At 67.2% G+C, this 23879-nt stretch carries 22 protein-coding genes and 1 pseudogene; 13 read left to right on the forward strand and 10 right to left on the reverse strand.

The features are described from left to right. The 8 genes from CWS39_RS24445 to nuoN all read left to right on the forward strand — a co-directional run. Window positions 1-1076: molybdopterin dinucleotide binding domain-containing protein (locus CWS39_RS24445; protein ID WP_158240393.1), on the forward strand; the 1076-nt coding region annotated here is incomplete at its 5' end. Further along, window positions 1073-2302, forward strand: coding sequence for an NADH-quinone oxidoreductase subunit NuoH (gene nuoH, locus CWS39_RS24450; protein ID WP_102145486.1), 1230 nt, complete (start codon window positions 1073-1075; stop codon window positions 2300-2302). The genes CWS39_RS24445 and nuoH, both read left to right, overlap by 4 nt. Next, on the forward strand, window positions 2295-2819 hold the full coding sequence (gene nuoI, locus CWS39_RS24455; protein ID WP_102145487.1) for an NADH-quinone oxidoreductase subunit NuoI: 525 nt from the start codon (window positions 2295-2297) through the stop codon (window positions 2817-2819). Before nuoH ends, nuoI begins: the two co-directional genes overlap by 8 nt. A 14-nt stretch (window positions 2820-2833) precedes the next feature. Beyond that, window positions 2834-3586, forward strand: a complete 753-nt coding sequence (locus CWS39_RS24460) for an NADH-quinone oxidoreductase subunit J (protein WP_431306182.1) — start codon at window positions 2834-2836, stop codon at window positions 3584-3586. Next, entirely contained in the window at window positions 3583-3882 is a 300-nt protein-coding gene (nuoK, locus tag CWS39_RS24465; RefSeq protein ID WP_102145489.1) for an NADH-quinone oxidoreductase subunit NuoK, read from the forward strand. Before CWS39_RS24460 ends, nuoK begins: the two co-directional genes overlap by 4 nt. Before the next feature lie 2 nt (window positions 3883-3884). Then, the gene (gene nuoL, locus CWS39_RS24470; protein ID WP_102145490.1) at window positions 3885-5768 is read left to right on the forward strand and encodes an NADH-quinone oxidoreductase subunit L; all 1884 of its coding nucleotides are present in this window, start codon (window positions 3885-3887) and stop codon (window positions 5766-5768) included. Further along, window positions 5765-7315 (forward strand): NADH-quinone oxidoreductase subunit M, encoded by a 1551-nt coding sequence (locus CWS39_RS24475; protein WP_199178292.1) that lies wholly within the window; start codon window positions 5765-5767, stop codon window positions 7313-7315. Before nuoL ends, CWS39_RS24475 begins: the two co-directional genes overlap by 4 nt. Continuing rightward, window positions 7312-8901 carry an NADH-quinone oxidoreductase subunit NuoN gene (nuoN, locus tag CWS39_RS24480; RefSeq protein ID WP_199178293.1) on the forward strand — a complete coding sequence of 530 codons (1590 nt, stop codon included), beginning with the start codon at window positions 7312-7314 and terminating at the stop codon, window positions 8899-8901. The genes CWS39_RS24475 and nuoN overlap by 4 nt, the downstream gene beginning before the upstream one ends. A gap of 86 nt (window positions 8902-8987) precedes the next feature. On the opposite strand, the gene CWS39_RS24485 is transcribed toward nuoN, so the two are convergent. Continuing rightward, window positions 8988-9794: an SDR family NAD(P)-dependent oxidoreductase gene (locus CWS39_RS24485; protein WP_102145492.1), complete on the reverse strand. Its 807-nt coding sequence runs from the start codon at window positions 9792-9794 to the stop codon at window positions 8988-8990. A 30-nt stretch (window positions 9795-9824) separates the two neighbouring features. Between CWS39_RS24485 and CWS39_RS24490 the strand changes: the two genes are divergently transcribed. After that, window positions 9825-10598, forward strand: a complete 774-nt coding sequence (locus CWS39_RS24490; protein WP_102145493.1) for an enoyl-CoA hydratase — start codon at window positions 9825-9827, stop codon at window positions 10596-10598. Between the two features lies 1 nt (window position 10599). Here the strand turns inward: CWS39_RS24490 and CWS39_RS24495 are convergent, their stop codons facing one another. Together CWS39_RS24495 and CWS39_RS24500 are read right to left on the reverse strand one after the other, a co-directional pair. Further along, window positions 10600-11274, reverse strand: a complete 675-nt coding sequence (locus tag CWS39_RS24495) for a PIG-L deacetylase family protein (protein WP_102145494.1) — start codon at window positions 11272-11274, stop codon at window positions 10600-10602. Window positions 11275-11278: 4 nt separating this feature from the next. Beyond that, window positions 11279-11881: a TetR/AcrR family transcriptional regulator gene (locus tag CWS39_RS24500; protein ID WP_102145495.1), complete on the reverse strand. Its 603-nt coding sequence runs from the start codon at window positions 11879-11881 to the stop codon at window positions 11279-11281. 44 nt (window positions 11882-11925) lie between these two features. Between CWS39_RS24500 and CWS39_RS24505 the strand changes: the two genes are divergently transcribed. Both CWS39_RS24505 and CWS39_RS24510 read left to right on the forward strand, forming a co-directional pair. Then, window positions 11926-13044 carry a phosphotransferase family protein gene (locus CWS39_RS24505; RefSeq protein WP_102145496.1) on the forward strand — a complete coding sequence of 373 codons (1119 nt, stop codon included), beginning with the start codon at window positions 11926-11928 and terminating at the stop codon, window positions 13042-13044. Beyond that, entirely contained in the window at window positions 13044-14186 is a 1143-nt protein-coding gene (locus CWS39_RS24510; protein ID WP_102145497.1) for an Rv3169 family protein, read from the forward strand. The genes CWS39_RS24505 and CWS39_RS24510 overlap by 1 nt, the downstream gene beginning before the upstream one ends. A gap of 6 nt (window positions 14187-14192) precedes the next feature. On the opposite strand, the gene CWS39_RS30385 is transcribed toward CWS39_RS24510, so the two are convergent. After that, window positions 14193-14510 carry a hypothetical protein gene (locus tag CWS39_RS30385; RefSeq protein WP_233213673.1) on the reverse strand — a complete coding sequence of 106 codons (318 nt, stop codon included), beginning with the start codon at window positions 14508-14510 and terminating at the stop codon, window positions 14193-14195. Window positions 14511-14634: 124 nt separating this feature from the next. Continuing rightward, window positions 14635-14957 (reverse strand): annotated as a pseudogene (locus CWS39_RS30390) (DUF4345 family protein). Window positions 14958-15028: 71 nt separating this feature from the next. On the opposite strand from CWS39_RS30390, the gene CWS39_RS24525 reads away from it, so the two are divergent. Continuing rightward, a complete protein-coding gene (locus tag CWS39_RS24525; RefSeq protein ID WP_102145498.1) occupies window positions 15029-16408 on the forward strand; it encodes an amidase in 1380 nt (459 codons plus the stop codon). A gap of 12 nt (window positions 16409-16420) precedes the next feature. Here CWS39_RS24525 and CWS39_RS24530 read toward each other — a convergent pair whose 3' ends face one another. Genes CWS39_RS24530 through CWS39_RS24540 form a run of 3 tightly spaced genes read right to left on the reverse strand, consistent with a single transcriptional unit; the run spans window position 16421 to window position 20411 of the window. Next, window positions 16421-17899 carry a flavin-containing monooxygenase gene (locus CWS39_RS24530; protein ID WP_102145499.1) on the reverse strand — a complete coding sequence of 493 codons (1479 nt, stop codon included), beginning with the start codon at window positions 17897-17899 and terminating at the stop codon, window positions 16421-16423. 8 nt (window positions 17900-17907) lie between these two features. Continuing rightward, on the reverse strand, window positions 17908-19389 hold the full coding sequence (locus CWS39_RS24535) for a flavin-containing monooxygenase (RefSeq protein ID WP_102145500.1): 1482 nt from the start codon (window positions 19387-19389) through the stop codon (window positions 17908-17910). A gap of 41 nt (window positions 19390-19430) precedes the next feature. Continuing rightward, on the reverse strand, window positions 19431-20411 hold the full coding sequence (locus CWS39_RS24540) for a TIGR03617 family F420-dependent LLM class oxidoreductase (RefSeq protein WP_199178295.1): 981 nt from the start codon (window positions 20409-20411) through the stop codon (window positions 19431-19433). A 28-nt stretch (window positions 20412-20439) separates the two neighbouring features. Here CWS39_RS24540 and CWS39_RS24545 point away from each other — a divergent pair, with 28 nt between their 5' ends. Then, entirely contained in the window at window positions 20440-21792 is a 1353-nt protein-coding gene (locus CWS39_RS24545) for a flavin monoamine oxidase family protein (protein WP_102145502.1), read from the forward strand. Between the two features lie 7 nt (window positions 21793-21799). Here the strand turns inward: CWS39_RS24545 and CWS39_RS24550 are convergent, their stop codons facing one another. Both CWS39_RS24550 and CWS39_RS24555 read right to left on the reverse strand, forming a co-directional pair. Next, window positions 21800-22765 (reverse strand): alpha/beta fold hydrolase, encoded by a 966-nt coding sequence (locus tag CWS39_RS24550; RefSeq protein WP_102145503.1) that lies wholly within the window; start codon window positions 22763-22765, stop codon window positions 21800-21802. A 44-nt stretch (window positions 22766-22809) separates the two neighbouring features. Continuing rightward, a complete protein-coding gene (locus CWS39_RS24555) occupies window positions 22810-23874 on the reverse strand; it encodes an NAD(P)-dependent alcohol dehydrogenase (RefSeq protein WP_102145504.1) in 1065 nt (354 codons plus the stop codon). Window positions 23875-23879 lie beyond the last annotated feature (5 nt).

The raw sequence follows: 23879 nt of genomic DNA on the forward strand, positions 1-23879 counted from the left end.
TCGTGTCGGCGGTACCGGGCGCCGAGGCGACGGTGCTCGACGACCTCGGCGACGACGCGCTGCTGCACCTGCCCGGCGCGCTGATTCTGGTCGGCGAACGCTTGGCCACCAGCCCCGGCGCGCTGTCCGCGGCGAGCCGGCTAGCGGCGAAAACCGGTGCGCGGCTGGCATGGATCCCGCGGCGTGCCGGTGAACGCGGCGCGCTGGAAGCCGGCGCGCTTCCCGACCTGCTGCCCGGCGGGCGCCCGGTCGCGGATGCGACGGCGCGTGAACAGACCGCCTCGGCCTGGAACGTCGCCGACCTGCCGAGGACGCGCGGACGCGACACCGCCGCGATGCTGGCCGCGGCGCACGCAGGTGAACTCGGCGCGCTGCTCGTCGGCGGGGTCGAGCCCGCCGATCTCCCCGACCCCGCCGCTGCCCTGGCCGCCCTGGAGGCGGTGCCGTTCGTGGTCAGCCTCGAACTCCGCGAAAGCGCGGTGACCGAACTCGCCGACGTAGTGTTCCCCGTCGCCCCGGTGGCCGAGAAGGCAGGCTCGTTTGTCAACTGGGAGGGCCGGATTCGGCCGTTCGACGTCGCACTGCAGACCAACGCGATTCCGGACCTGCGGGTGCTGCATTTCCTGGCCGACGAGATCGGCGTGGATCTCGGCCTGCCCAGCGCGCTGGCCGCAGGCGAGGAACTCGCCCGGCTCGGCCTGTGGGCCGGCGAACGGCCGCACCCGCCGACCGTGACGGCTCCGCGTCCACCACAGCCCGGGCCGGGTCAGGCGGTGCTGGCGAGCTGGCGGATGCTGCTCGACGCCGGGCGCCTTCAAGACGGCGAACCATACCTGGCCGGCACCGCCCGAAACCCGGTCGCACGGCTGGCCCCCGCCACGGCCGCCGAAATCGGTGCGGCCGAGGGCGATCTGATCACGATCGGCACCGAACGCGGCGAAATCGTGCTGCCCCTGGCCGTCACCGACATGGCCGAGCGCGTCGTGTGGTTGCCGCAGAATTCGGCGGGCTCCGCCGTGCACCAGCAGCTCGGTGCGCCCGCGGGTGCGGTGGTATCGATCGGGAGGGCGTCATGACACATCCCGATCCCACTCTCTTCGGGCACGACCCCTGGTGGCTCATCCTCGCCAAGGCCATCGGCATCTTTGTCTTCCTGCTTCTCACCGTGCTGGCGGCGATCCTGATCGAACGCAAGCTGCTGGGCCGGATGCAGATGCGGTTCGGGCCCAACCGGGTTGGGCCGCACGGCCTGCTGCAGTCGTTGGCCGACGGCATCAAGCTCGCTCTGAAGGAAGGCATCACCCCGGCTGGCGTCGACAAACCCGTGTACCTTCTCGCGCCGGTCATTTCGGTCATCCCCGCGTTCATGGCGTTCGCGGTGATACCCATGGGCGGCGAGGTGTCGGTGTTCGGACACCGCACACCGCTGCAATTGACCGACCTGGCCGTCGCCGTGCTCTACATCCTCGCCGTCACCTCCATCGGGGTGTACGGCATCGTGCTGGCGGGCTGGGCGTCCGGCTCCACCTACCCGCTGCTGGGTGGATTGCGTTCGAGCGCGCAGGTGATCTCCTACGAGATCGCGATGGCGCTGTCCTTCGCGGCGGTCTTCCTCTACGCCGGCACGATGTCGACGTCCGGGATCGTCGCCGCGCAAGATGGCACCTGGTTCGTCTTCCTGCTGATCCCCTCGTTCCTGGTCTACGTGACGTCGATGGTCGGTGAAACGAATCGCGCCCCATTCGATTTGCCCGAGGCCGAGGGCGAGCTGGTCGGCGGGTTCCACACCGAGTACTCGTCGCTGAAGTTCGCCATGTTCATGCTGGCCGAGTACGTCAACATGACCACCGTCTCTGCGCTGGCCACCACGATGTTCCTCGGCGGGTGGCACGCCCCGTGGCCCATCAACATCTGGGATGGCGCCAACAGCGGGTGGTGGCCGCTGCTCTGGTTCACCGCCAAGGTCTGGGCGTTTTTGTTCCTCTTCTTCTGGCTGCGCGCCACCCTGCCCCGGATGCGCTACGACCAGTTCATGGCGCTGGGCTGGAAGATCCTGATCCCTACGTCGCTGGCCTGGATCATGGTCGTCGCCACCACCCGCAGCCTGCGCAGCGAGGGCTACCAATTGTGGGCCACCGCGCTGCTCGGAATCGGTGTGGTGACCGCACTCGTTCTCGCTGTCGCGCTGTGGCGAGCGTTGCGGGCCAGAGCCGTACGGAGAATCCCGGAGCAAGTGAGCGACGCCGGCGCGTACCCGGTGCCGCCGCTGCCGACGGCCACAAAGGAGCCCGCCGATGCCTAAATTCCTCGACGCCATAAAGGGTTTCGGTGTCACGTTCGGCACCATGTTCAAAAAGCCTGTCACCGAACAGTATCCGGAGCACCCGGGCCCCGTCGCGCCGCGTTACCACGGCCGACATCAGCTCAACCGATATCCCGACGGACTGGAAAAGTGCATCGGATGCGAACTGTGCGCGTGGGCCTGCCCCGCCGACGCCATCTACGTCGAAGGCGCGGATAACACTGAGGAGGAACGCTATTCGCCCGGCGAACGCTACGGCCGCGTCTACCAGATCAACTACCTGCGCTGTATCGGTTGCGGTTTGTGTATCGAAGCATGCCCCACCCGCGCACTGACGATGACCAACGACTACGAGATGGCCGACGACAATCGGGCAGACCTGATCTGGGGTAAGGACAAGCTGCTCGCCCCACTGCAACCGGGCATGCAACCGCCGCCACATCCGATGGCGCCGGGCACCACAGACGAGGACTACTACCTAGGCAAGATCGGCCCCCTGACGGAGGACGTGCGGTGACGGCCGACGTCGCGCTGTTGGCCGCCGAGGGCGCGGCACGCACGTCGACGTCTGAGGCGGTGCTGTTCTGGGTACTCGGTGCCGTCGCCCTGGTGGGTGCGATCGGTGTTGTCGCCGCACCCAAGGCCGTGTACTCAGCGGTGTTCTTGGCCATGACGATGATCGTGCTCGCGGTGCTCTACATCGCTCAGGAAGCACTCTTCCTCGGTGTGGTGCAGGTGGTGGTGTACACCGGCGCGGTGATGATGCTGTTCTTGTTCGTGTTGATGCTCATCGGGGTGGACACGTCCGAGTCGCTAGTGGAAACGCTACGCGGACAACGGGTTGCAGCCATAGCGGCCGGCGTCGGCTTCGGCGTGCTGTTGATCGCCGGAATCGGCAATGTGTCCGTGATGGGGTTCACCGGCCTGCCGGAGGCCAACACCAATTACAACGTCGAAGGGCTCGCCGCGCTGATCTTCACCCGGTATCTGTGGGCGTTCGAACTGACCGGCGCACTGCTGATCACCGCCGCGTTGGGGGCGATGGTGCTGGCGCACCGGGAGCGCTTCGAGCGTCGCAAGTCTCAACGCGAACTTGCCATCGAACGGTTCCGCGCGGGTGGACACCCCACGCCGATGCCCAGTTCTGGTGTGTATGCCCGCAACAACGCCGTCGACGTGCCCGCGCGGCTTCCAAACGGCTCGGCCTCCGAACTGTCCGTCAGCGCGATCCTGCGGCGACGTGGTGTCCCGACCTCGACCGACGGTGAGAGCGGTGAGCGATGAACCCAGATAACTATCTGTACTTGTCGGCGCTGTTGTTCACCATTGGCGCCGCTGGAGTTCTGTTGCGCCGCAACGCGATCGTCATGTTCATGTGCATCGAGCTGATGCTCAATGCCTGCAATCTGGCATTCGTCGCGTTCTCCCGCATGCACGGCCACCTCGACGGCCAGGTGGTGGCGTTCTTCACCATGGTGGTCGCCGCTTGCGAAGTGGTCGTCGGCCTGGCGATCATCATGACCATCTTCCGCACCCGAAAGTCGGCCTCGGTCGACGACGCCAGCCTGCTGAAACACTAGCCATGACGACGCTTGTGTGGCTGGTGATCGCGCTCCCGGCGGCGAGCGCGGCGGTGCTGCTGCTCGCCGGCCGACGCTCCGATTCCTGGGGGCATCTGCTGGGCTGTGCGTCGGCGCTGGCGTCCTTCGCGGTCGGGGCGGTGCTGTTCGTCGACATGGTCGGCCACGACGCCGAGCACCGCACCACGGCCGAGACCCTGTTCTCCTGGGTGCCGGTGGCCGGGCTTCAGGTGGACTTCGGGCTGCAACTCGACCAGCTGTCAATGTGTTTCGTGCTGCTGATCACCGGCGTCGGCTCGCTGATCCACATCTACTCCGTCGGCTACATGGCCGAGGACCCCGACCGGCGCCGGTTTTTCGCCTACCTGAACCTGTTCCTGGCCGCGATGCTCCTGCTCGTGCTCGCCGACAACTATCTCGGCCTGTACGTCGGATGGGAAGGCGTCGGTCTCGCGTCATACCTGCTGATCGGCTTCTGGCAACACAAGCCATCGGCGGCCACCGCCGCCAAAAAGGCCTTTGTGGTCAACCGAGTCGGCGACGTCGGCCTCGCACTGGCGATGTTTGTGATGTTCAGCTATATCGGCTCCATCTCGTTCGCCGACGTCTTCAGTGCCGCACCGGGTTTGAGCGAGGGCGCGCTGACCGCGATCGGGTTGCTGCTGCTGTTGGCGGCGTGCGGCAAATCCGCGCAGGTGCCGCTGCAGTCCTGGCTGGGCGACGCGATGGAAGGCCCGACCCCCGTCTCGGCGCTGATCCACGCGGCCACCATGGTGACCGCGGGCGTCTATCTGATTGTGCGGTCCGGACCGGTGTTCGACCTTGCGCCGCACGCGCAGACGGGCGTGGTGATCGTCGGCGCGGTGACGCTGCTGTTCGGTGCGATCGTCGGCTGCGCCAAGGACGACATCAAGAAAGCCCTTGCTGCATCGACGATGTCGCAGATCGGTTACATGGTGCTGGCCGCCGGGCTGGGCCCGGCCGGCTACGCCTTCGCCATCCTGCACCTGCTCACCCACGGCTTCTTCAAGGCCGGCTTGTTCCTCGGCGCCGGCTCCGTCATGCACGCGATGAACGACGAAGTGAACATGCGCCGCTACGGCGGGCTACGCACCGTCCTGCCGATCACCTACGTCACATTCGGGCTCGGCTATCTGGCCATCATCGGGGTGCCGCCGCTGGCGGGGTTCTTCTCCAAGGACGCCATCATCGAGACCGCGCTCGGTGCCGGCGGCGTCCGGGGCGTCCTGCTCGGCGGAGCGGCGCTGCTCGGCGCCGGTATCACCGCGTTCTACATGACCAGGGTGATGCTGATGACGTTCTTCGGCGAAAAACGTTGGGCGTCAGACACACATCCGCATGAGGCGCCAAAGGTGATGACCTGGCCGATGATCCTGCTGGCCGTCGGCTCGGTGGCGTCCGGCGGACTGCTGGCCATCGGCGGCACACTCGAGCACTGGCTTGAACCCGTCGTCGGCACCCACGAGGCCCACCACGTCATGCCGGTGTGGGTGGCGACCACGATCATCCTGGCGACCGTGGCGGTCGGTATCGCGATCGCCTACCGCATGTACGGCAGCCGGCCGGTGCCCGAGGAAGCGCCCGCGGGCTCGGTATTCGCGGTGGCTGCGCGCAAGGACCTTTATGGTGATGCCTTCAACGAGGGCGTGTTCATGCGGCCTGGGCAGCTGCTCACCGAGGGGCTGGTGGAGGTCGACGACCGCGGCGTCGACGGCGCTGCAAGCGGTTTGGCCGCCCTGGTCGCCCGGACCTCAAACGGTATGCGGCAGCTGCAAACCGGCTTCGCCCGCTCGTACGCCCTGTCGATGCTGGCCGGTGCGGCCCTGGTGGTCGCCGCGATCCTGGCGGTGCAACTGTGGTCATGACCTTCCCCTGGCTGACCGTGCTGTGGGCGGTGCCGATGCTCGGCGCCGGTCTGGTGATGCTGGCGCCGACGGCGCACCGCACGGCCGCGAAGTGGGTCGCGCTGACGGTGTCGTTGGTGGTACTGGTGCTCGCGGTGGTGCTGGCGGTGCGGTTCGATCCCGGCGGGGAGCAGTATCAGTTCGTCGAATCCCACACGTGGATACCGTCGTTCGGTACTGGCTACATCCTCGGGATCGACGGCATCGCACTGGCCCTGGTGCTGCTCACCGCCGTGCTGGTGCCCATTCTCATCATCGCGGGCTGGAACGACGCGGCCGAGCAGGGCCGATCGGTTCAGACGTATCTGGCGCTGACGCTGGCCGTCGAGGGCATGGTGCTCATGTCGTTGATCGCGCTGGACGTGCTGCTGTTCTACGTCTTCTTCGAGGCCATGCTGATCCCGATGTACTTCCTCATCGGCGGGTTCGGCGGCGAGAACAGATCTAAAGCAGCGGTGAAGTTCTTGCTGTACAACCTGTTCGGCGGCCTGATCATGCTCGCCGCGGTGATCGGCCTGTATGTGATGACCGCGCAGAGCGACGCCTTCGACGGCGGCACCTTCGACTTCCGCCAGATCGTCGCCGCGGTGTCGGCCGGCCAATTCGTCGTCAACCCCGCGATTGTGAACCTGCTGTTCGTTGGCTTCATGTTCGCGTTTGCGGTCAAGGCTCCGCTGTGGCCGTTCCATCGCTGGCTGCCCGACGCTGCGGTGGAGGCCACCCCGGCTAGCGCGGTGCTGATGATGGCGGTGATGGACAAGGTCGGCACGTTCGGCATGCTGCGCTACTGCCTGCAGTTGTTTCCTGACGCGTCAACCTATTTCCGGCCGCTGATCATCACGCTGGCCGTGATCGGCATTGTGTACGGCGCGATCGTGGCGATCGGCCAGACCGACGTCATGCGGTTGATCGCCTATACGTCGATCTCCCACTTCGGGTTCATCATCCTCGGCATCTTCGTGATGACCAGCCAGGGCCAGGCGGGCTCCACGCTGTACATGATCAACCACGGCATCTCCACCGCCGCCCTGTTCCTGATCGCCGGATTCCTGGTGTCGCGCCGCGGAACCCGGCTCATCAACGCCTACGGCGGCGTACAGAAGGTCGCGCCGGTGCTGGCGGGCACGTTCCTGGTCGCCGGTCTGGCCACGCTGTCGCTGCCCGGGCTGGCACCGTTCATCAGCGAATTCCTGGTTCTGGTCGGCACATTCACGCGCTACCCGGTGTTCGCCGTATTCGCCGCCAGCGCACTGGTGCTCTCGGCGATCTACATTCTGTGGGCCTATCAACGGATGATGGGCGGCCCGGTCAAAGAGGACAACGAGCGGCTGCGTGATCTGGTGCCCCGTGAAATCGTTGTCGTCGCACCGCTGATCGCACTGCTGCTCGTGCTCGGTGTCTATCCCAAACCCGCACTCGACGTGATCAACCCCGCCGTCACCCACACCTTGACGACGATCAATCAGCCCGATCCGGCACCCCGGATGGCGGAAGGCCCCGCGCGATGAACGATCGCATCAGCGTGTTCACCCCCAACGTCGAGTACGGCCTGCTCTCCCCCATGCTGATCGTCTTCGGGGTCGCCATCGCCGGAGTGCTCGTCGAAGCGTTCGTGCCGCGCAACGGCCGCTATCGCGCCCAATTGACCTTGGCCCTAGGCGGATCGGTGGCGGCGTTCGTCGCAGTGGTGCTGCTGGCGCGTGATCTGGGCGACGCCGTCGGCCACAGCGCCGTGCTCGGTGCCGTCGCCGTCGATGCCCCAGCGTTGTTCTTGCAGGGCACCATCCTGTTGGTCGCAATTCTCGGAATCCTGCTGATCGCCGAACGGCCGATCCCCGCGCGCGGCGACTCTGAACCGCCTTCCGGCGGCTTGGACGCGTTCACCCCGCAGGCGTCGGCGGTGGCCGGCAGCGTTGCCGAACAGGTGGCGGCCAAGGCCGCCGTGATGCAGACCGAGGTCTTTCCGCTGACGATGTTCGCGGTCGGCGGCATGCTGCTGTTCGGCGCCTCCGACGACCTGCTGACGATGTTCATCGCGTTGGAGGTGCTGTCGCTGCCGCTGTACCTGATGTGCGGGCTGGCCCGCCGGCGCCGCCTGCTGTCCCAAGAAGCAGCGCTGAAATACTTTCTGCTGGGTGCGTTTTCGTCGGCTTTCTTTCTCTACGGTGTCGCACTGCTCTACGGCTACGCCGGCACGCTCAGCCTCGACGGGATCGCCGCGGCAGTGGCGGACGGATCAGGTAAGACCTCGCTGGCCCTGATCGGCACCGGTCTGCTGCTGGTCGGTGTGCTGTTCAAAGTGGGTGCGGTGCCGTTCCATTCGTGGATTCCCGACGTCTACCAAGGCGCGCCCACACCGATCACCGCGTTCATGGCGGCGGCCACCAAGATCGCCGCGTTCGGCGCCATGCTGCGCATCTTTTACGTCGCGCTGCCCGAACTGCGCGACGACTGGCGGCCGGTGCTGTGGGCAGTGGCAATCCTGACCATGGTGATCGGCACGGTCACCGCGGTGACCCAGACGGACGTCAAACGGATGCTGGCCTATTCGGCGATCGCCCATACCGGGTTCATTTTGACCGGCGTCATCGCGGTGAATGAGGCTGGTTTGTCGTCGACGTTGTTCTATCTGTTCGCATACGGTTTCAGCACATTGGGCGCGTTCGCCGTGGTGGGATTGGTCCGCAACAGCGCCGGCGACGAGGACACCGCGATGGTCCGATGGGCGGGGCTGGGTCGTCGGTATCCCCTTGTCGGCGTGGTGTTCTCACTGTTCCTGTTGGCGTTCGCGGGCATCCCGCTGACCAGTGGCTTCGTCAGCAAGTTCGCGGTGTTCAAGGCGGCCGGCGAGGGCGGGGCCATCCCGCTGGTGATCGTCGGCGTCATCGCCAGCGCGGTGGCCGCTTACTTCTACGTGCGCGTCATCGTGTTGATGTTCTTCACCGATCCGCCCGACGATGCGCCCGAGGTCGTGGTGCCCAGCGTGATGACCACCGCCGTCGTCACGGTGACCGCAGCCGTCACGTTCGCGCTGGGCGCGCTTCCGCAGCCGCTGCTGGACCTGGCCAACAACGCCGATCAGTTCCTGCGCTGAGTCTGGTTGGCGAATTGCGCCTCGCGAGAAGACGCAGAATCGCACAATCCAGGGCTGGGTAACGCGATTCTCTGTCTGCTCGCAAGTTAGGGCCAGTCGCAACCCGTCAATTCGGCGGAAAGTTCCCATAATCGACGGGCCATGTCGGGGTCGCGGGCCTTCTTGAGTGGTCGGGTGACCCGTGGCTGCCCGAACTGCTTGAAGCGCGGCGCGAAGTACGTGCCGCTGGGCAGGTCCGTGGTCACCGCGCCGACGCTGGCTCGCGCCGCGGTGGCCACGTTCTGCGGGAAGTTCTTCAACCACTGTTGGTCGCGGGCCCAGCCCAGAAACCCCGTCGAGTACCTGGTGATATCGCTGTCGGCACCGCCGGGATCGACCGCGTAGGCGCGCATCCCGCGGCGGGCCAACTCGTGGACGAACAACATGGTGGCCAATTTGGATTGCGCGTAAGCGGCCCACCACGAGTATCTGCGGGTGTGCCAATTCAGGTCGTCGAGATGCAGGCGACCGAGCGCGTGAGCGCCGCTGGCCACCGACACCACCCGATCGGTGATCTGGTCGCCCAGCAGGCATGTCAACGCGAAGTGGCCGAGGTGATTAATACCCATGTGCGCCTCGAAGCCGTCGACCGTGCGAGTGAGCGGCAGACCGAGCACACCGGCGTTGTTCACCAGTACGTCAACGCTTTCCACTGCTTCGGCGAACGCGCGCACGCCGGCCAAGTCGGCGAGATCGAGGTGAGCGGCGGTGACGTCGCCGCCGATCTCGTCGGCAGCCCGCTCGGATTTGGCGACATCGCGTGCGGCGATCACCAGGCTGTGACCCGCGGCGGCCAACGCAGCAGCGGTCGCCTTACCGATGCCGCTGTTGCCGCCGGTGATGATCACCCTCATGTCCACCGAGTATCCCGCTACATTCGTCGCATGACTCAGCCGCTTGTCATCAGCAACGACCACGGCCAGGTTCGGGTGCTTACGATGAACCGCCCGGACGCGCGAAACGCGTTGAGCCGGGACCTGATCCGGGCGCTCTATGCGGCGCTCGACGAGGCCGACGGCGACGAATCGGTGCGGGCGGTGGTGCTGACAGGCGCGGATCCCGCATTCTGCGCGGGCGTCGACCTCAAGGAGGCCCAGCGGCTCGGGCTGTCCTATTTCGAGGAGTTCCGGGCGCACAGCTGCATCGACAAGACCTCCGAGATGGTCACGCCGATCATCGGCGCGATCAACGGCGCCACCTTCACCGGCGGCCTGGAGATGGCGCTCGGCTGCGACTTCCTGGTGGCCTCGGAACGGGCGGTGTTCGCCGACACCCATGCCCGCGTGGGCATCCTGCCCGGCGGCGGGATGACCGCGCGGCTCCCCCACGTCGTCGGCTCTGCGATGGCGCGCCGGCTGTCCATGACCGGTGAGGTGGTCGACGCCGCCCGCGCCGAGCGCATCGGACTGGTCACCGAGGTGGTGCCGCACGAGCAGCTTGTTGGCCGCGCGGTCGAGCTGGCCACTCAGATCGCGGAGGTGCCCGGCCCAATCATGAAGGGCCTCAAGGAGATCTACCGGCGAGGCGCCGACACCGTCGTCACTCCTGCGCTGGCGGCCGAGCAGGAGATCGCCGGTGCCCAGACCCGGGATTTCGCGGGGCTCGGCGAGCGATACCGCGCGGTGTCCGAGCACAACAAGAACCAGATCGGACGCTAGGTCAGCGGCGCCGCCGCAGAATGAAACCCACGATGTGGCGGCCACCGAACTCGGGGTGCGGCTGGGTGGTCATCTCGACCTGTTGGCGGGCCTGCTCCTCGACGGGGGTATCCGGATCCAGCACCGACAGATACGCGAAATGCGCGGAAAGTGATTCGACGGCGACGTCGACGTACCCGTCGACGGTCTCGCCGTGCGTCATCTCCGGTCCGTTTTCGAACAACCAGCGCGGCGGATCGGACAGGGTGTCATAGGCCTTTGCGACCGCAGTGGCGAACTCGATGTGGTCGCGCTGGTTCGGTTGTCCGGGCGCCCACTCCGGGCCGCTGTAGATGGTGATGACGACATCGGGCTTGATTGCGGTGATGGCGTCGGCGATCTTGGCCCGCAGCTCGGGGGTGTCGCGGATCTGGCCGTCGGGGAAGTCCCAGAACACCACGTCGTCGACCCCGACGATGGCCGCCGAGTGCCGCTGTTCGCGTTCACGCACCGGGCCCGCCTTCTCCGGCGGAATGCCCGCGATGCCCGCCTCACCCCGCGACGCCAGCGCGTAGTAAACGGTCCGGCCCGCGGCCGTCCACTTGGCGACGGCGGCGCCGATGCCGTACTCGGGGTCATCGGGATGGGGCACCAGGACCAGAGCGGTGCTCCAGCCGGCGGGGAACGGCTCGGGCATGTGGCTATGCCACCACACCGTGCACGACGATGGCGGCGGTGTGCTCAACCCAGTCGTCGTCGAGTTCCTCGTCCGTGCGCAGCAGCAGGCGCAACATGGTCGCGCCGCCGATCACTTCGACCAGCCGGTCGGCGTCGACGTCGGCGTGCACTTCGCCGCGCTGCACCGCCTCGTGCACCCGCCGCCGCACCGCGTCGAACACGCCCGCGAACCGCTCCCGCACGCGCGCGTTGAGCTCGGCGTCGGTGGCGACGTCGGCGATCAACCCGGGCAGTGCCGCGCGCACCACCGGGCTGGTGAACACGTCGCGGGTGGCCGCGATCATCGCGCGTACGTCGGCGGCGATGTCCCCGGCCGGGGTGACCAACGCCGTCGGCGCGGCCGGAAACGCGGCCTCGTGCACCAACTCCGCCTTGCTCGACCATCGGCGGTACAGCGCGGTCTTGGTGGTGCCGGCCCGTTCGGCGACCGCGGCCATGGTCAGGTTCGAATAACCGCTTTCGACAAGCAGATCCGCCGTTGCCTGCAATATGGCAGCGTCGATTCGCGGATCTCGGGGCCGTCCGGCACCCGGGGCCTTGTCAACCGGTGACGGGTCTGCTTTCATAACGCTACCCACCGTATCGTAATTACGGCCGAAGGAAAGAACACATGCCTAGCGAACCGGCTGTCGAAGACGTCAGCCGCCTCCAACACTCGAGTCGAGACATCAACTCGCTGCCCGGCGTGATGGCGCGCTGGCTGTCGACGGTGCTGCCTGGGGGCGTAACCCCGCAGGTCACCGTGGAGAGCGGTGTCGATGCGAACGGAATGTCTTCGGAGACAATCATTTTGACCGTCCGGTGGGACGGCGAGGAACAGAGGCTGGTGGCGCGGGTCGCTCCGACTCCCGAAGACGTCCCGGTGTTCGACTCGTACCGGCTGGACCACCAATTCGAGGTGATGCGGCTGGTGGCGGAGAAGACCGATGTGCCGGTGCCGAGGGTGCGCTGGCTGGAGCCGACGGGCTCGGTGCTCGGCACGCCGTTCTTCCTGATGGACCTGGTCGAGGGCGTGGTGCCGCCCGACGTCATGCCGTACACGTTCGGCGACAACTGGTTCTACGACGCACCCGCCGAGCGCCAGCGCGAACTGCAGGACAGCACCGTCGAGGTACTCGCGAAGCTGCATTCGATTCCCGATCCGGAGACGACATTCGGGTTCTTGGCCAAAGGCGCTTCGGACAATGCCCTTCGACGCAATCTCGACTGGCTGCAAGCGTGGTACCGGTTCGCGGTGCCGGACATCGGCCGGTCAGAACTGCTGGAGCGGGCGTTGCAATGGCTGGAGGACAACTGGCCCGCCGACGTCGCCGCCACCGATCCCGTTCTGATATGGGGTGATTCGCGCATCGGCAATGTGCTCTATCAGGACTTCCGGCCGGCCGCGGTATTGGACTGGGAAATGGCGACGCTGGGGCCGCGCGAGATGGACGTAGCGTGGATGATCTTCGCGCACATGGTCTTTCAGGAGCTCACCGGCTTGGCCGGCCTGCCGGGCATGCCGGACTTCATGCGGGAAGACGACGTGAAGGCCACGTACACCGCGCTGACCGGGGTTGAGCTCGGCGATCTGCACTGGTTCTACGTGTACTCCGGGGTGATCTGGGCGTGTGTGTTCATGCGCACCGGTGCGCGCCGCGTGCGGTTCGGCGAGATCGAGAAGCCCGACGACGTGGAATCGCTGTTCTACCACGGATCTTTGCTGAAAAAGCTGATTGGAGAAGCGTAATGCTCGGTCCTGTCGACGAATTCCCCGTCCACCAGGTTCCGCAGCCGATCGCCTGGGCCGGCTCGTCGGACCGCAACTTCTACGACCGCTCGTACCTGAACGCCCACGACCGCACCGGCGACATCTTCCTGATCACCGGCATCGGGTACTACCCGAACCTCGGGGTGAAGGACGCGTTCGTATTGGTCCGTCGCCGGAGCCGCGGAGCCGGCGACATCCAGCCGAGCGACGTCCAGACCGCCGTGCACTTGAGCGACGGTATCGATCAGGACCGGCTCAACCCGCACGTCGGCGGCTACCGCATCGAGGTCACCGAGCCCCTGCGCAAGCAGCGGGTGATCCTGGAGGAAACCGAGGGCATCGCCGTCGACCTCACTTGGGAGGGGCTCTTCGACGTGGTACAGGAGCAGCGGCATCTGCTGCGCACCGGCAACCGGGTGACGCTGGATGCGCAGCGGTTCGCGCAGCTGGGCACCTGGAGCGGTGTCATCGCGATCGACGGCGAAGAGATCACCGTCGACCCGTCGGTGTGGATCGGGTCGCGGGACCGGTCGTGGGGCATCCGGCCGATCGGTGAGCCGGAGCCCGCGGGCCGCCCGGCGCACCCGCCGTTCGAGGGCATGTGGTGGCTTTATGTGCCCATGGCTTTCGACGACTTCGCGATCGTGCTGATCATCCAGGAGGAGCCTTCCGGGTTCCGGTCGTTGAACGACTGCACCCGGATCTGGCGCGACGGCCGCGTCGAACAACTCGGCTGGCCGCGGGTCAAGATCCACTACACGTCGGGTACCCGAATCCCTTATGGCGCAACGATTTCGACGGAAACCTCCGATGGCACACCGGTGGTGTTCGAGGTCGAGTCCAAGCTGCCGGTGCCGATCCACATCGGCGGCGGCTACGGCGGCGACCCGGACTGGCTGCACGGCATGTGGAAGGGCGAGAAATTCACCGAACGGCTGACCTACGACATGACCGACCCCGCCGTCGCGGGCCGGGCGATGTTCGGCGTCATCGACCACGTCGGACGGGCCACATGTGAGGTGGGCGGCAAGACGGTCGAGGGTTGGGGCCTGTTCGAGCACGGGGCGCTGGGCCGGCACGACCCGTCGGGATTCAAAGACTGGTTGACGGTCGCGCCGTAGGTCTCACTATCGCGTGAAGCGGCGGTGCAACGACTGCTTGGACAGGCCGAGCACCCTGCCGATCTCGCCCCACGAGAACCCGACGGCGCGGGCTTTGCGGACCGCTTCGTCGTAGCGTTCGCGGGCGCGCGCGAGATCCTCACGGGCGGCGGCGAGTTCGCGCCAGCTGTCGCCGCTGTAGAAGTCCGCGACCACAGCATCGGGCGCGTCGGTGTCGATCAGATCGCGCTGTTCGCCCGCTGTTTCGATCTCCTCCAGCGTGCGGCGGCGGATCTCGAGCAGCTCGGGGTCGTCCATCCACCATGGCCTGGGTTTGTCGTCCATAGGGCCACCTCTTCCGCAGGCGTCAGCATGTGCTGACGCGGTCTCCAGGGACATGTCTCTTGCCCGCGTCAGCACGTGCTGACGCGGTTTCGCGAAGTATGCACCGACCCTGTGACAACACCAGTCACATAAGCGCGACCGCCAACAACGCCGCCGCCGCGACCGCCTCGACGAGGCAATAAACCAGTTCGGGTAGAACGACGTCCGGTCCCCAACCGCAGCGGCGACGACACGGCCGAACGCCATCCCGGCCAGCGCCGCGCCGACCGTGACCAGAATGCCGGTCCGGTGCGTGTCGTCCATAGCGGCGTACGCCAGGACCGCCGCGATCGCGACGCCGAATCCGCCGTACACCGCCCGCACTTCGGAGCGCGACGCGTCATGCCCAAGCTCGAGCCCGAACGGCCGGACCAACGCCCCCTGAGCCACCAGCCCGTAGATCCCCATGCCGAAGAAGAACACGGCGATGACGGCGACTGCCACGGTAGCCTCCTGTCCAAAGTGACGAGGAGGCCAGCATGCCACTGGTGGGTGCGGGACAGCTCGCAAAAGCGGTACGAGACAAGCAGATCTCCCCGCACGAATTGGTCGAAGAGTCGCTGCGGCGCATCGACGCCGCGAACTCGACATTGAACGCCGTCGTCCGCATGCGCGCCGAAGAGGCTCTCGCCGAGGCGGATTCTCTCGACGAGTCGCGCCGCACCGGTCCGCTCGCCGGGCTCCCGCTGCTCGTCAAGGACCTCTCCGACGTCGCCGGCATGCCGACGACCTACGGCTCATCGCCCTACGCCGATGCTGCACCCGCCACCGCGGACGCCACGGCCGTCGCCCGCCTGCGCGCGGCCGGCGCCATCGTCGTCGGCAAGACCAACACACCCGCATTCGGCTGGACCGCCTTCACCGACAACATGGTGTTCGGCGCCACCCGTAACCCGTGGAATCCGCAGCGCTCCCCCGGCCGTTCCAGCGGCGGGTCCGCCGCTGCGCTGGCGGCAGGGCTCGCGCCGTTGGCGACGACGACCGACGGCGGCGGCTCGGTGCGCATCCCTGCCTCGATGTGCGGACTCGTCGGGTACAAGCCGACCCTCGGCGTCGTCGGTCGCGACACGGCGCCACCGTGGCTCACGTTCTCGACCGCGGGCGCGACCAACACGAATCTCACCGACGTGCTGCTCGAGATGTCGGTGATGGCCGGCCCGACCGCCACCGACATCAACGCGCTCCCGCCCGGCGCGGTGACGATCCAGCCGCAAAAGCCGTCCCGCGTCTTCGCGGTGCGCACCTTGCGCTCCGATGTCGACCCCGCGATCGAGAGCGCGTTCGACGCGACGCTCGGGGCGCTCGAGAACGCCGGACTGCCCGTCGAGCGCATCGCTAATCCCTTGGATCCGGGCGCTCCTCGCGCGTGGTTCCTCATCGGCGCAGCCGAAGTCGCGCAGGCGCTCGCGTCGTGGATGGATCGGTGGGACGAATTCGAGCGCGGGCTGGCCCGCATGCTCTACGCGGGCACAACCGTCAGCATCGACGATTACGTTGCGGCGCAACGGCTGCGCTACGCCGTCGCAGGCCAGCTCGAAACCCTTCTGGGTGACGACGCCGTGCTCGTCACGCCGACCTGCAATTGCACGTCATGGCCGGCGGAAGGGCCGTTGCCCACCGCCGCAGGCGAAGTCACCGACGACCCGATGATCCCGGTGAACACCGTCGAGCTGAACTTCACCGGCCATCCGGGCGTCTCGGTGCCGATCGGTGTGAGCCCCGAGGGCGTGCCGATCGGGATGCAGATCGTGGCGCCCCGTTTCGGGGATCGCTACGCGCTGGGGCTTGCGGCGATGCTCGGTGACATCAGACCGTGGCCCGAAATCGCCCCCGGCTATGAGCCGTTCGGCATCGCGTGAAGCAGGCGTGAATCACGCCGACCGCAGGGCAGCTGCCGGTACGCGGCCGAACACCATCGACTCCTCGATGTCCTCGAAGGGATGGGCGAGCGCGTCGCGCAGGAAGTTGTGGCTCAGCATCCATGGCCTGCGGGTGCCCGACTTCGGCAGCACATCCAACGCGCGCAGCACGTAACCCGACTTCAGGTTGAACGCCGGCTGCTCGGGCATCTCAATGTCACCGCGATGCGGATAGGCGTGCGTATAGCCGTGAGAGTCCATGTACGCCAACAGCTTCGCCACCGATTGCGCGGTCAGGTCGGCGCCCAACGTCCACGACGCGTTGGTGTACCCGACGCACCATGCTGCGTTCGGCACGTCTTCGAGCATGTGACGCCGGTACAGGAAACGGTCGTGCGGGTTGACCCGCTCCCCGTCGACGCTCAACTCGATGCCGCCGAGCGCCTGCAGCTGCAATCCCGTCGCGGTGATGATCACGTCGGCGTCCAGATGGCGGCCGGACTTCAATACGATGCCGGTGGCGTCCATGTGGTCGACGTGGTCGGTGACGACGTCGACGTCGCCGCGGGCGATGGCCTTGTACAAGTCGGCGCTGAGGATGAAGCACAAGCGCTGATCCCACGGGTTGTACGGCGGATTGAAATGGGTGTCGATGTCGTAGCCCTCAGGCAGATTGCGTTCCGCGATCCGGCGCAGCATGCGCTTGGTGAACTCGGGGGCCTTGCGCGCCACCAGCCACAGCAGGCTGCCGACCAGCGCGTTGCGCCACCGCACAATCCAGTGGGCGGCCCTCAGCGGCAACACCTTTCGCAGTGTGACGGCTGGCGGCTCGACCTTGGTCGCCGAGATCATGTACGACGGCGTGCGTTGCAGCATGATCACATGGCCCGCCTTCTCGGTCAACGTTGGGATCATGCTGACCGCGGTAGCGCCGCTGCCGATCACCACCAGTCGCTTGCCGGTGTAGTCAAACGACTCCGGCCAGTGTTGCGGATGGATGACATCGCCGGTGAAGTCGTCGATGCCGGGGAATTCCGGGCGATAGGGCTCGTCGTAGTTGTAGTAGCCGGTGCCGAAGAACAGGAAGCGCGCCCGGTAGGTCTTCTCGGCTCCTTCCTGCTCTGTGCGCACCGTCCACGTGTCGGTTCCGCTGTCCCAATCCGCAGAGCGCACATGGGTGTTGAACCGAATGTGCTTGTCGATGCCGTGTTTGCGGGCAGTGTCCGCGAGGTACTGCCAGATGTGCTCGCCGTCGGCGATCATCTCCGGTCGCGTCCACGGCTCCCACGGGAAGCACAGTGTAAAGATGTCACTGTCCGACCGAATTCCGGGGTAGCGGAACAGATCCCACGTCCCGCCGAGGCGCTCGCGTCGCTCCAGCACGGTGTAGCTCAGGTTCGGGTTCTTCTCGTGGATGCGGTACGCGGCGCCGATCCCCGAGATGCCCGCGCCGATGATCAATACGTCGGTGTAATCAGGGTCGTGAGCCATGGCTCTCCTCAAGCCGTCTTGGCCGCCGGCACCCCAACGCGGCCGAACACCATCGATTCCTCGATGCGGTCGAGCCGATGGTCGATGGCATCGAGCACGTAATTGTGGCGCACGTTCCACGGCCGGTGCGTACCGGACTTCGGCAGCACATGCGCCGCCCGCTGCACATATCCCGCATTGATGTTCCACGCCGGCTTCTCCGGCATCGGTTTGTCGCCGAGATGCGGATAGGCGTGTGTGTAGCCGTGGGAATCCATATACGCCAACAGCTTTGCGACCGCTCGCGCGGTCAGGTCGGCCCGCAAGGTCCACGACGCGTTGATGTAGCCCACACACCAGGCCAGGTTCGGGATGTCTTCGAGCATGTGCTCCTTGTAGACGAACCGGTCCTGCGGTTTGACCTCGACGCCGTCGACGTAGAGCGTCACCCCACCGAGCGCCTGCAACTGCAGACCCGTCGCCGTGACGATCACGTCAGCGTCGATGCGGCCGCCGGACTTCAGCACGACGCCGTTTGCGTCGAAGTGGTCGATGTGGTCGGTGACCACCTCGGCCCGCCCGTCGCCGATCGCGGTGTAGAGATCGTCGTCGAGGATCAGACACATCCGCTGATCCCACGGGTCATAGCGCGGCTTGAAGTGCACGTCGACCGGATAACCCTCGGGCAGGCTCTTTTTCGCACGCGCCCGGATGAACCACCGGCTGAACCGCGGCGCCTTGCGAGCAATAACGTAGGTCAACACCGTGACCACGGTGTTGTACCAGCGGACCGCCCAGTAAGCGGCCTTGCCGGGCAACACTTTCCGGATCGCCTGCACCACGGGATTGATCCGTGGCATCGACAGGATGTAGGTCGGTGAGCGCTGCAGCATGGTGACGTGGCCGGCCTTTTGGGTCAGCGACGGGATCAGGCTGATCGCCGTGGCGCCGCTGCCGATCACCACCACGCGCTTGCCGGTGTAGTCGAACGACTCCGGCCAGTGCTGCGGATGCACCACCTCGCCACCGAACTGCTCGATGCCGGGGAATTCCGGGCGGTAGGGCTCGTCGTAGTTGTAATAGCCGGTGCCGAAGAACAGGAAGCGGCCCCGCAGCGTGGTGGGCTCGCCGTTTTGTTCGGTGTGCACCGTCCACGTGTCGGTGGCGGAATTCCAGTCCACCGAGACCACCCGGGTGTTGAACTGGATGTGCTTGTCGATGCCGTGCTTGCGCGCCGTGTGGTTCAGGTACTCGCGGATGTCGTCGCCGTCGGCGACGTTCTCGGGCCGCGTCCACGGTTCGAACGGAAAGCTCAGCGTGAAGATGTCGCTGTCGGAGCGGATACCGGGATAGCGGAACAGATCCCACGTCCCGCCGATGCGCTCGCGCCGCTCCAGCACGGTGTAGCTCAGGTTCGGGTTCTTCTCGTGGATGCGGTACGCGGCGCCGATCCCCGAGATGCCGGCACCGATGATCACCACGTCGTAGTAGTCGGCCTGCGTCGCGGTCATCGAAGAACCTCCCTTGGTCCGCCTCGGTACCACGATAGGGCTTAGCGGTTGAGCGCGTCGACGATCTCGGCCAACGACTCCACCGCGATGGGTCCAGGCTGGTAGAGGCAGATGCGGTCGCTGACCCCGTCGACGCGGCCTTTGATGTGGGCAGCGACGTCGGCGGGACTTCCGCACGCGGCGATGGTGTGCAGCATCTCGTCGTCGATCAGCCCGGCCATGTCCTGCCAGCGGCCCTGCTTGGACAGCGCATTGAGCTCCGGCTGAAGATCGCCCCAGCCGTGCAGCTCGAGCACCGGGCGGTAGGCGGGCGTCGACCCGTAGAACGCCAGCAGCCGGCGGGCGGGCGCATGAGCCGCGTCGTCGTCGCCGACCGACACGATGATCTCGGGGACGACGGCGAACTCGGACAGTTCGCGCCCGGCGGCCGCCAGCCCGTCGCGCACCCCGGTCATGGTGACCTCGTGCAGGAAACGCTTGGAGCCGAACGGCATCACGAGCAAACCATCGGCGACCCGGGCGGTCGCGCGGGTCAGCTGCGGCCCGAGCGCTCCGACGAAGATCGGCGGCGGGCCGTGCGGGATGGCGCTGGGCGTGAACGTCGGTGTCATCAACGTGTGCCGGTAGAACTCCCCGCGAAAGTCGAGCCGCTCCCCCGTCGTCCACGCCTCGAAAATGGCCCGCAGCGCCGCGACAAGCTCCGTCATCCGCTTCACCGGTTTGTCGAAGTCGGCGCCGAAGCGCTTCTCGATCTGGGTGCGGATCTGGGTGCCCAACCCGAGGGTGAACCGGCCGTTGGACAGCAGTTGATGGTCGATCGCCTGATGCGCGAGGTGAATCGGGTTGCGCGGGAACGCAATCGCGACGTTGGTCATCAGATCCAGGCCGTCCACCGTCGATGCCAGCGTCAACGGTGCGAACACGTCGTGCGGGCCTTCGAAGGTGAAGACCCCGCTGGCGCCGGCGTCGCGCAGCGCGCGGGCCCGTTCGATCGCATCCGTCGGGCCGAACAACGCCGTCATGACCTGCACGGCGTGAGAGCCTAGTCGGGTGACGCTGCCAACCGATGCCGACGTCGTCGTGGTGGGTGCCGGGTTCGCCGGCCTGACCGCAGCCCGCGAGCTGGTGCGGCGCTCCTACGACGTGGTGGTGCTCGAGGGCCGCGCCCGGGTCGGCGGCCGGTCCGCGACGACGACGATCGCGGGGGTTCCGGTGGATCTGGGCGGCACGTTCGTCGGGCCCACCCAGGACGCCGTGCTCGGGTTGGCCGAAGAACTGGGCTGCGCGACGGTGCCGACCTATTGCCGCGGCAAGAATCTGATCCGGTGGCGCGGCCGGGTGCGCGCCTATCGCAGCACCATTCCGCGGCTGTCGATGCTGGAGCTGTTCGACGTGTCACGTATCCAGTGGCGATTCGAACGTCTGTGCCGGCAGGTTCCGCTGCAGCAGCCGTGGACGGCACCGAGTGCACACAAGCTCGACGAGCTGACCCTGGAGCGGTGGCTGCGCTCGGTGTACGCGAGCGCGTCGACGCGCGATCTGATGGCGATCATGTCGCGGGTGACCTGGGGCTGTGAGCCTAATGCGGTGTCGATGCTGCATGCCGCGCGGTACGTGAAGGCCGCGGGCGGGCTGGGCCGGATGCTCGACGTCCGGGGCGGCGCGCAGCAGGACCGCTTCCCCGGCGGAACGCAGCAGATCGCGGTGCGGATGGCCGACGAGTTGGGCCCGCGGGTGGCGCTCAACGCGCCGGTGCGACGGGTGGTGCGGGGTTCCGACGGCGGTGTCTTCGTCGAGTCCGAGGGGTCGACGATCGCGGCCAGGGCCGTCATCGTCGCCATCGCCCCCGCGCACCGGGCGGGCATCGAATTCGAGCCCGCATTGCCGCCGGAAGCCGTCGAGCTCACGCAGCACTGGCCGCAGGGGCAGTTGAGCAAGGCCTACGCCGCGTACGAGAAGCCGTTCTGGCGGGCCGACGGCTGTTCGGGCGAGGCGGTTTCCGACGAGGGCCCCGTGTTCATTACGTTCGATGTCAGCCCCGGCGATGACGGGCCGGGTGTGCTGCTGGGATTCACCGATGCGAGGGCTTTCGACTCGCTGTCGCCGGCCGAGCGGCGTGAAAAGGCCCTGGCGGGGTTCGCCGCCCTGTTCGGCGATGCCGCACTGCAGCCCCTTGACTACGTCGACCACTGTTGGGGCACAGAGGAATTCGCGCCCGGCGGACCGACAGCCGCCGTGCCGCCTGGCTCGTGGACGAGCTACGGGCCGTGGCTGCGTCGACCCGTCGACACCATCTTCTGGGCCGGCACCGAGACCGCCGACGAGTGGACGGGGTTCCTCGACGGCGCGGTGCGCTCAGGTCAGCGCGCGGCTGCCGAAGTGCACGCTTCACTGAGCAGTTGAGGTTGCGCTAGGAGCTGGCCAACTCCTCGGTGGCCGCCTCGGCCAGTATTCGCAGCTGCTTGTTGACTTCGTCAGGCCGCTCGAGAATCGCACAGTGCCCGCCGGGCAGCTCCACGAAGGTGGTGAGATTCGGTGCGGCAGCGGCGATTCGGCGTGACGACACGATCGGCAGCAGGCGGTCCTTTTCGCTGCCGATGACCAATGTCGGCACGGTGAGGTTCGACAGGCCGATGTGCCGCGGGCCGAGCGCATCGACCAGCATGGACGCGCAACCGCCCCGGCCCGCCGGTGATGTGGCGGCGAACAGGTCGTACACGAAGGACGCGACCGATGGATCCGCGTCGCGCCCGACCGCCATGGCGGCGACGAACCGACGGCTCGCCGGCGCGGCGGCCCGGCTGACCGGGAAGGCGCCGAAGGCCTTGAGCAGTGTGCCCGCCGTGCGGACGCGCCCGGCCGCCAGCCACGGCGGCACGCTGAGCAGCTGGACCTCTTCGAGCAGCTGTCCCGTCGTGGTGTTGATCAACGCCACGGCGTCGGCGCGCTCGCGGACTCTTTCGGCGTAGCGCTCGGCCCAGGAGGTGATCGCGATACCGCCCATCGAATGCCCCGCGATGACGGCGCGTTCGCCCGGCGCGAGGGTGGCCTCCAGGACGGCGTCGAGGTCGGCGGCCAGGTGGTCGAGGCTGTAGGCGCCACGCTGTCGCGGCACCGCGCTGCGGCCGTGGCCGCGGTGATCGAATGCGATGACGCGGTAGTCGGTGGCGAGGTCGGCGATCTGGTAGGCCCACACCCGGATGGCGCAGGTGATGCCGTGCGCGAGCACGATCGGGTAGCCGTCCTCGGGCCCGAAGACCTCGGTGTGCAGGCGGACGCCGTCCCTGGAGCGGACGGGCACGGTGCGGCCGGGCGGAAGGGTCTCGGCTGCGGCGAACACGGTGGATCGCTGACGGGTGCGCTGGCCAGGGCTCATGGGTCGCTCCGATCGATCACGGCAACGCTGCCGGACTTCGTAGCTTAACGCCTGGTGAGCAGCACGGGTTTGATTACCCGCCCGGTTTTGGCCGCCGACCACGCGTCGTCGAAGTTCTCGAAGTCGTAGATGGTGACGAGTTTGTCCAGCGGGAGGTCGCCGTTACGCCACAGGTCGACCAGATGCGGGATGAAGGTGTGCGGGTCGCTGTCGCCCTCGACGACGCCGCGGATCGACAACCCCTTGCCCATGATGAGGCCGACCGGCAGCGGCGCCGTCGGCGCGCCCAGGCCCACGATCGCCAGCGTCCCCCGCGGGCGCAGCACGCTGACCGCGGTGGCGAGCACGTCGGGTATCGCGGTGGTGTCGATGGCCGCGTCCGCGCCGCTGAGATCTGCGATCGCGGCCGCATCGGTGGGGTCGACGGTCGTGGTGGCGCCCAGTTCCGTGGCGAGTGTGCGTCGTTCGGCCACCGGATCCACCGCGACGATGGTGCGGCATCCGGCGATGCGGGCCGCCATCACCGCCGAGAGCCCCACCGCACCGACGCCGAAGACGACGAGGGCGTCGCCGGGTTGCGTCTTGAGCGCGTTGAGCACCGTGCCCACGCCGGTCTGCACGCTGCAGCCGAGCGGGGCTGCCAGCGCCGGGTCGATCGGTTCGGTGAGGGCGACCGTATTGCGTTGGCGTGCAATGGCATAGGTGGCGAGGCTGGATTGACCGAAGAAGCCGCCGCCGACGTCGCGGCCGCCGGCCTTGAGTGCGCCGGTCTCACCCCGCATGTTCAGGTCGGTGGAGCGGTCGCAGTAGGCAGGTTCACCGTGCGCGCATCGGTCGCATTGTCCGCAGCTGGCGAAGGTGAGCACCACCTGCTGGCCCGGCGTCAGTGTGGAGGCAGGCCCGACGGCGGCCACGGTGCCCGCGCCCTCATGCCCGAACACCATCGGCGGGCGCCGCCAGCGGGCGGCCACGCTGACGTCGGTGTGGCAGATGCCGACGGCGTCGATGCGGACCAGGACCTCGTCGCCGAGAGGCGGGCGGATCTGCACGTCGGCCAGTTGCGGGTCGGCGCCGGCCTGCAGCAGCACCGCGGCACGGGCGTCGATCACCCGGC

It is taken from the genome of Mycobacterium hubeiense, assembly GCF_002838065.1.
In the GTDB taxonomy this organism is placed as follows: Bacteria; Actinomycetota; Actinomycetes; order Mycobacteriales; family Mycobacteriaceae; genus Mycobacterium; species Mycobacterium hubeiense.

What these genes read in the sequence shown, in the direction of transcription:
- nuoH (WP_102145486.1), top strand. Translation starts at nt 1,073, where the DNA reads ATGACACATCCCGATCCCACTCTCTTCGGGCACGACCCCTGGTGGCTC.
- nuoI (WP_102145487.1), top strand. Translation starts at nt 2,295, where the DNA reads ATGCCTAAATTCCTCGACGCCATAAAGGGTTTCGGTGTCACGTTCGGC.
- nuoK (WP_102145489.1), top strand. Translation starts at nt 3,583, where the DNA reads ATGAACCCAGATAACTATCTGTACTTGTCGGCGCTGTTGTTCACCATT.
- nuoL (WP_102145490.1), top strand. Translation starts at nt 3,885, where the DNA reads ATGACGACGCTTGTGTGGCTGGTGATCGCGCTCCCGGCGGCGAGCGCG.
- CWS39_RS24475 (WP_199178292.1), top strand. Translation starts at nt 5,765, where the DNA reads ATGACCTTCCCCTGGCTGACCGTGCTGTGGGCGGTGCCGATGCTCGGC.
- nuoN (WP_199178293.1), top strand. Translation starts at nt 7,312, where the DNA reads ATGAACGATCGCATCAGCGTGTTCACCCCCAACGTCGAGTACGGCCTG.
- CWS39_RS24485 (WP_102145492.1), bottom strand. Translation starts at nt 9,794, where the DNA reads ATGAGGGTGATCATCACCGGCGGCAACAGCGGCATCGGTAAGGCGACC.
- CWS39_RS24490 (WP_102145493.1), top strand. Translation starts at nt 9,825, where the DNA reads ATGACTCAGCCGCTTGTCATCAGCAACGACCACGGCCAGGTTCGGGTG.
- CWS39_RS24495 (WP_102145494.1), bottom strand. Translation starts at nt 11,274, where the DNA reads ATGCCCGAGCCGTTCCCCGCCGGCTGGAGCACCGCTCTGGTCCTGGTG.
- CWS39_RS24500 (WP_102145495.1), bottom strand. Translation starts at nt 11,881, where the DNA reads ATGAAAGCAGACCCGTCACCGGTTGACAAGGCCCCGGGTGCCGGACGG.
- CWS39_RS24505 (WP_102145496.1), top strand. Translation starts at nt 11,926, where the DNA reads ATGCCTAGCGAACCGGCTGTCGAAGACGTCAGCCGCCTCCAACACTCG.
- CWS39_RS24510 (WP_102145497.1), top strand. Translation starts at nt 13,044, where the DNA reads ATGCTCGGTCCTGTCGACGAATTCCCCGTCCACCAGGTTCCGCAGCCG.
- CWS39_RS30385 (WP_233213673.1), bottom strand. Translation starts at nt 14,510, where the DNA reads ATGGACGACAAACCCAGGCCATGGTGGATGGACGACCCCGAGCTGCTC.
- CWS39_RS24525 (WP_102145498.1), top strand. Translation starts at nt 15,029, where the DNA reads ATGCCACTGGTGGGTGCGGGACAGCTCGCAAAAGCGGTACGAGACAAG.
- CWS39_RS24530 (WP_102145499.1), bottom strand. Translation starts at nt 17,899, where the DNA reads ATGGCTCACGACCCTGATTACACCGACGTATTGATCATCGGCGCGGGC.
- CWS39_RS24535 (WP_102145500.1), bottom strand. Translation starts at nt 19,389, where the DNA reads ATGACCGCGACGCAGGCCGACTACTACGACGTGGTGATCATCGGTGCC.
- CWS39_RS24540 (WP_199178295.1), bottom strand. Translation starts at nt 20,411, where the DNA reads ATGACGGCGTTGTTCGGCCCGACGGATGCGATCGAACGGGCCCGCGCG.
- CWS39_RS24550 (WP_102145503.1), bottom strand. Translation starts at nt 22,765, where the DNA reads ATGAGCCCTGGCCAGCGCACCCGTCAGCGATCCACCGTGTTCGCCGCA.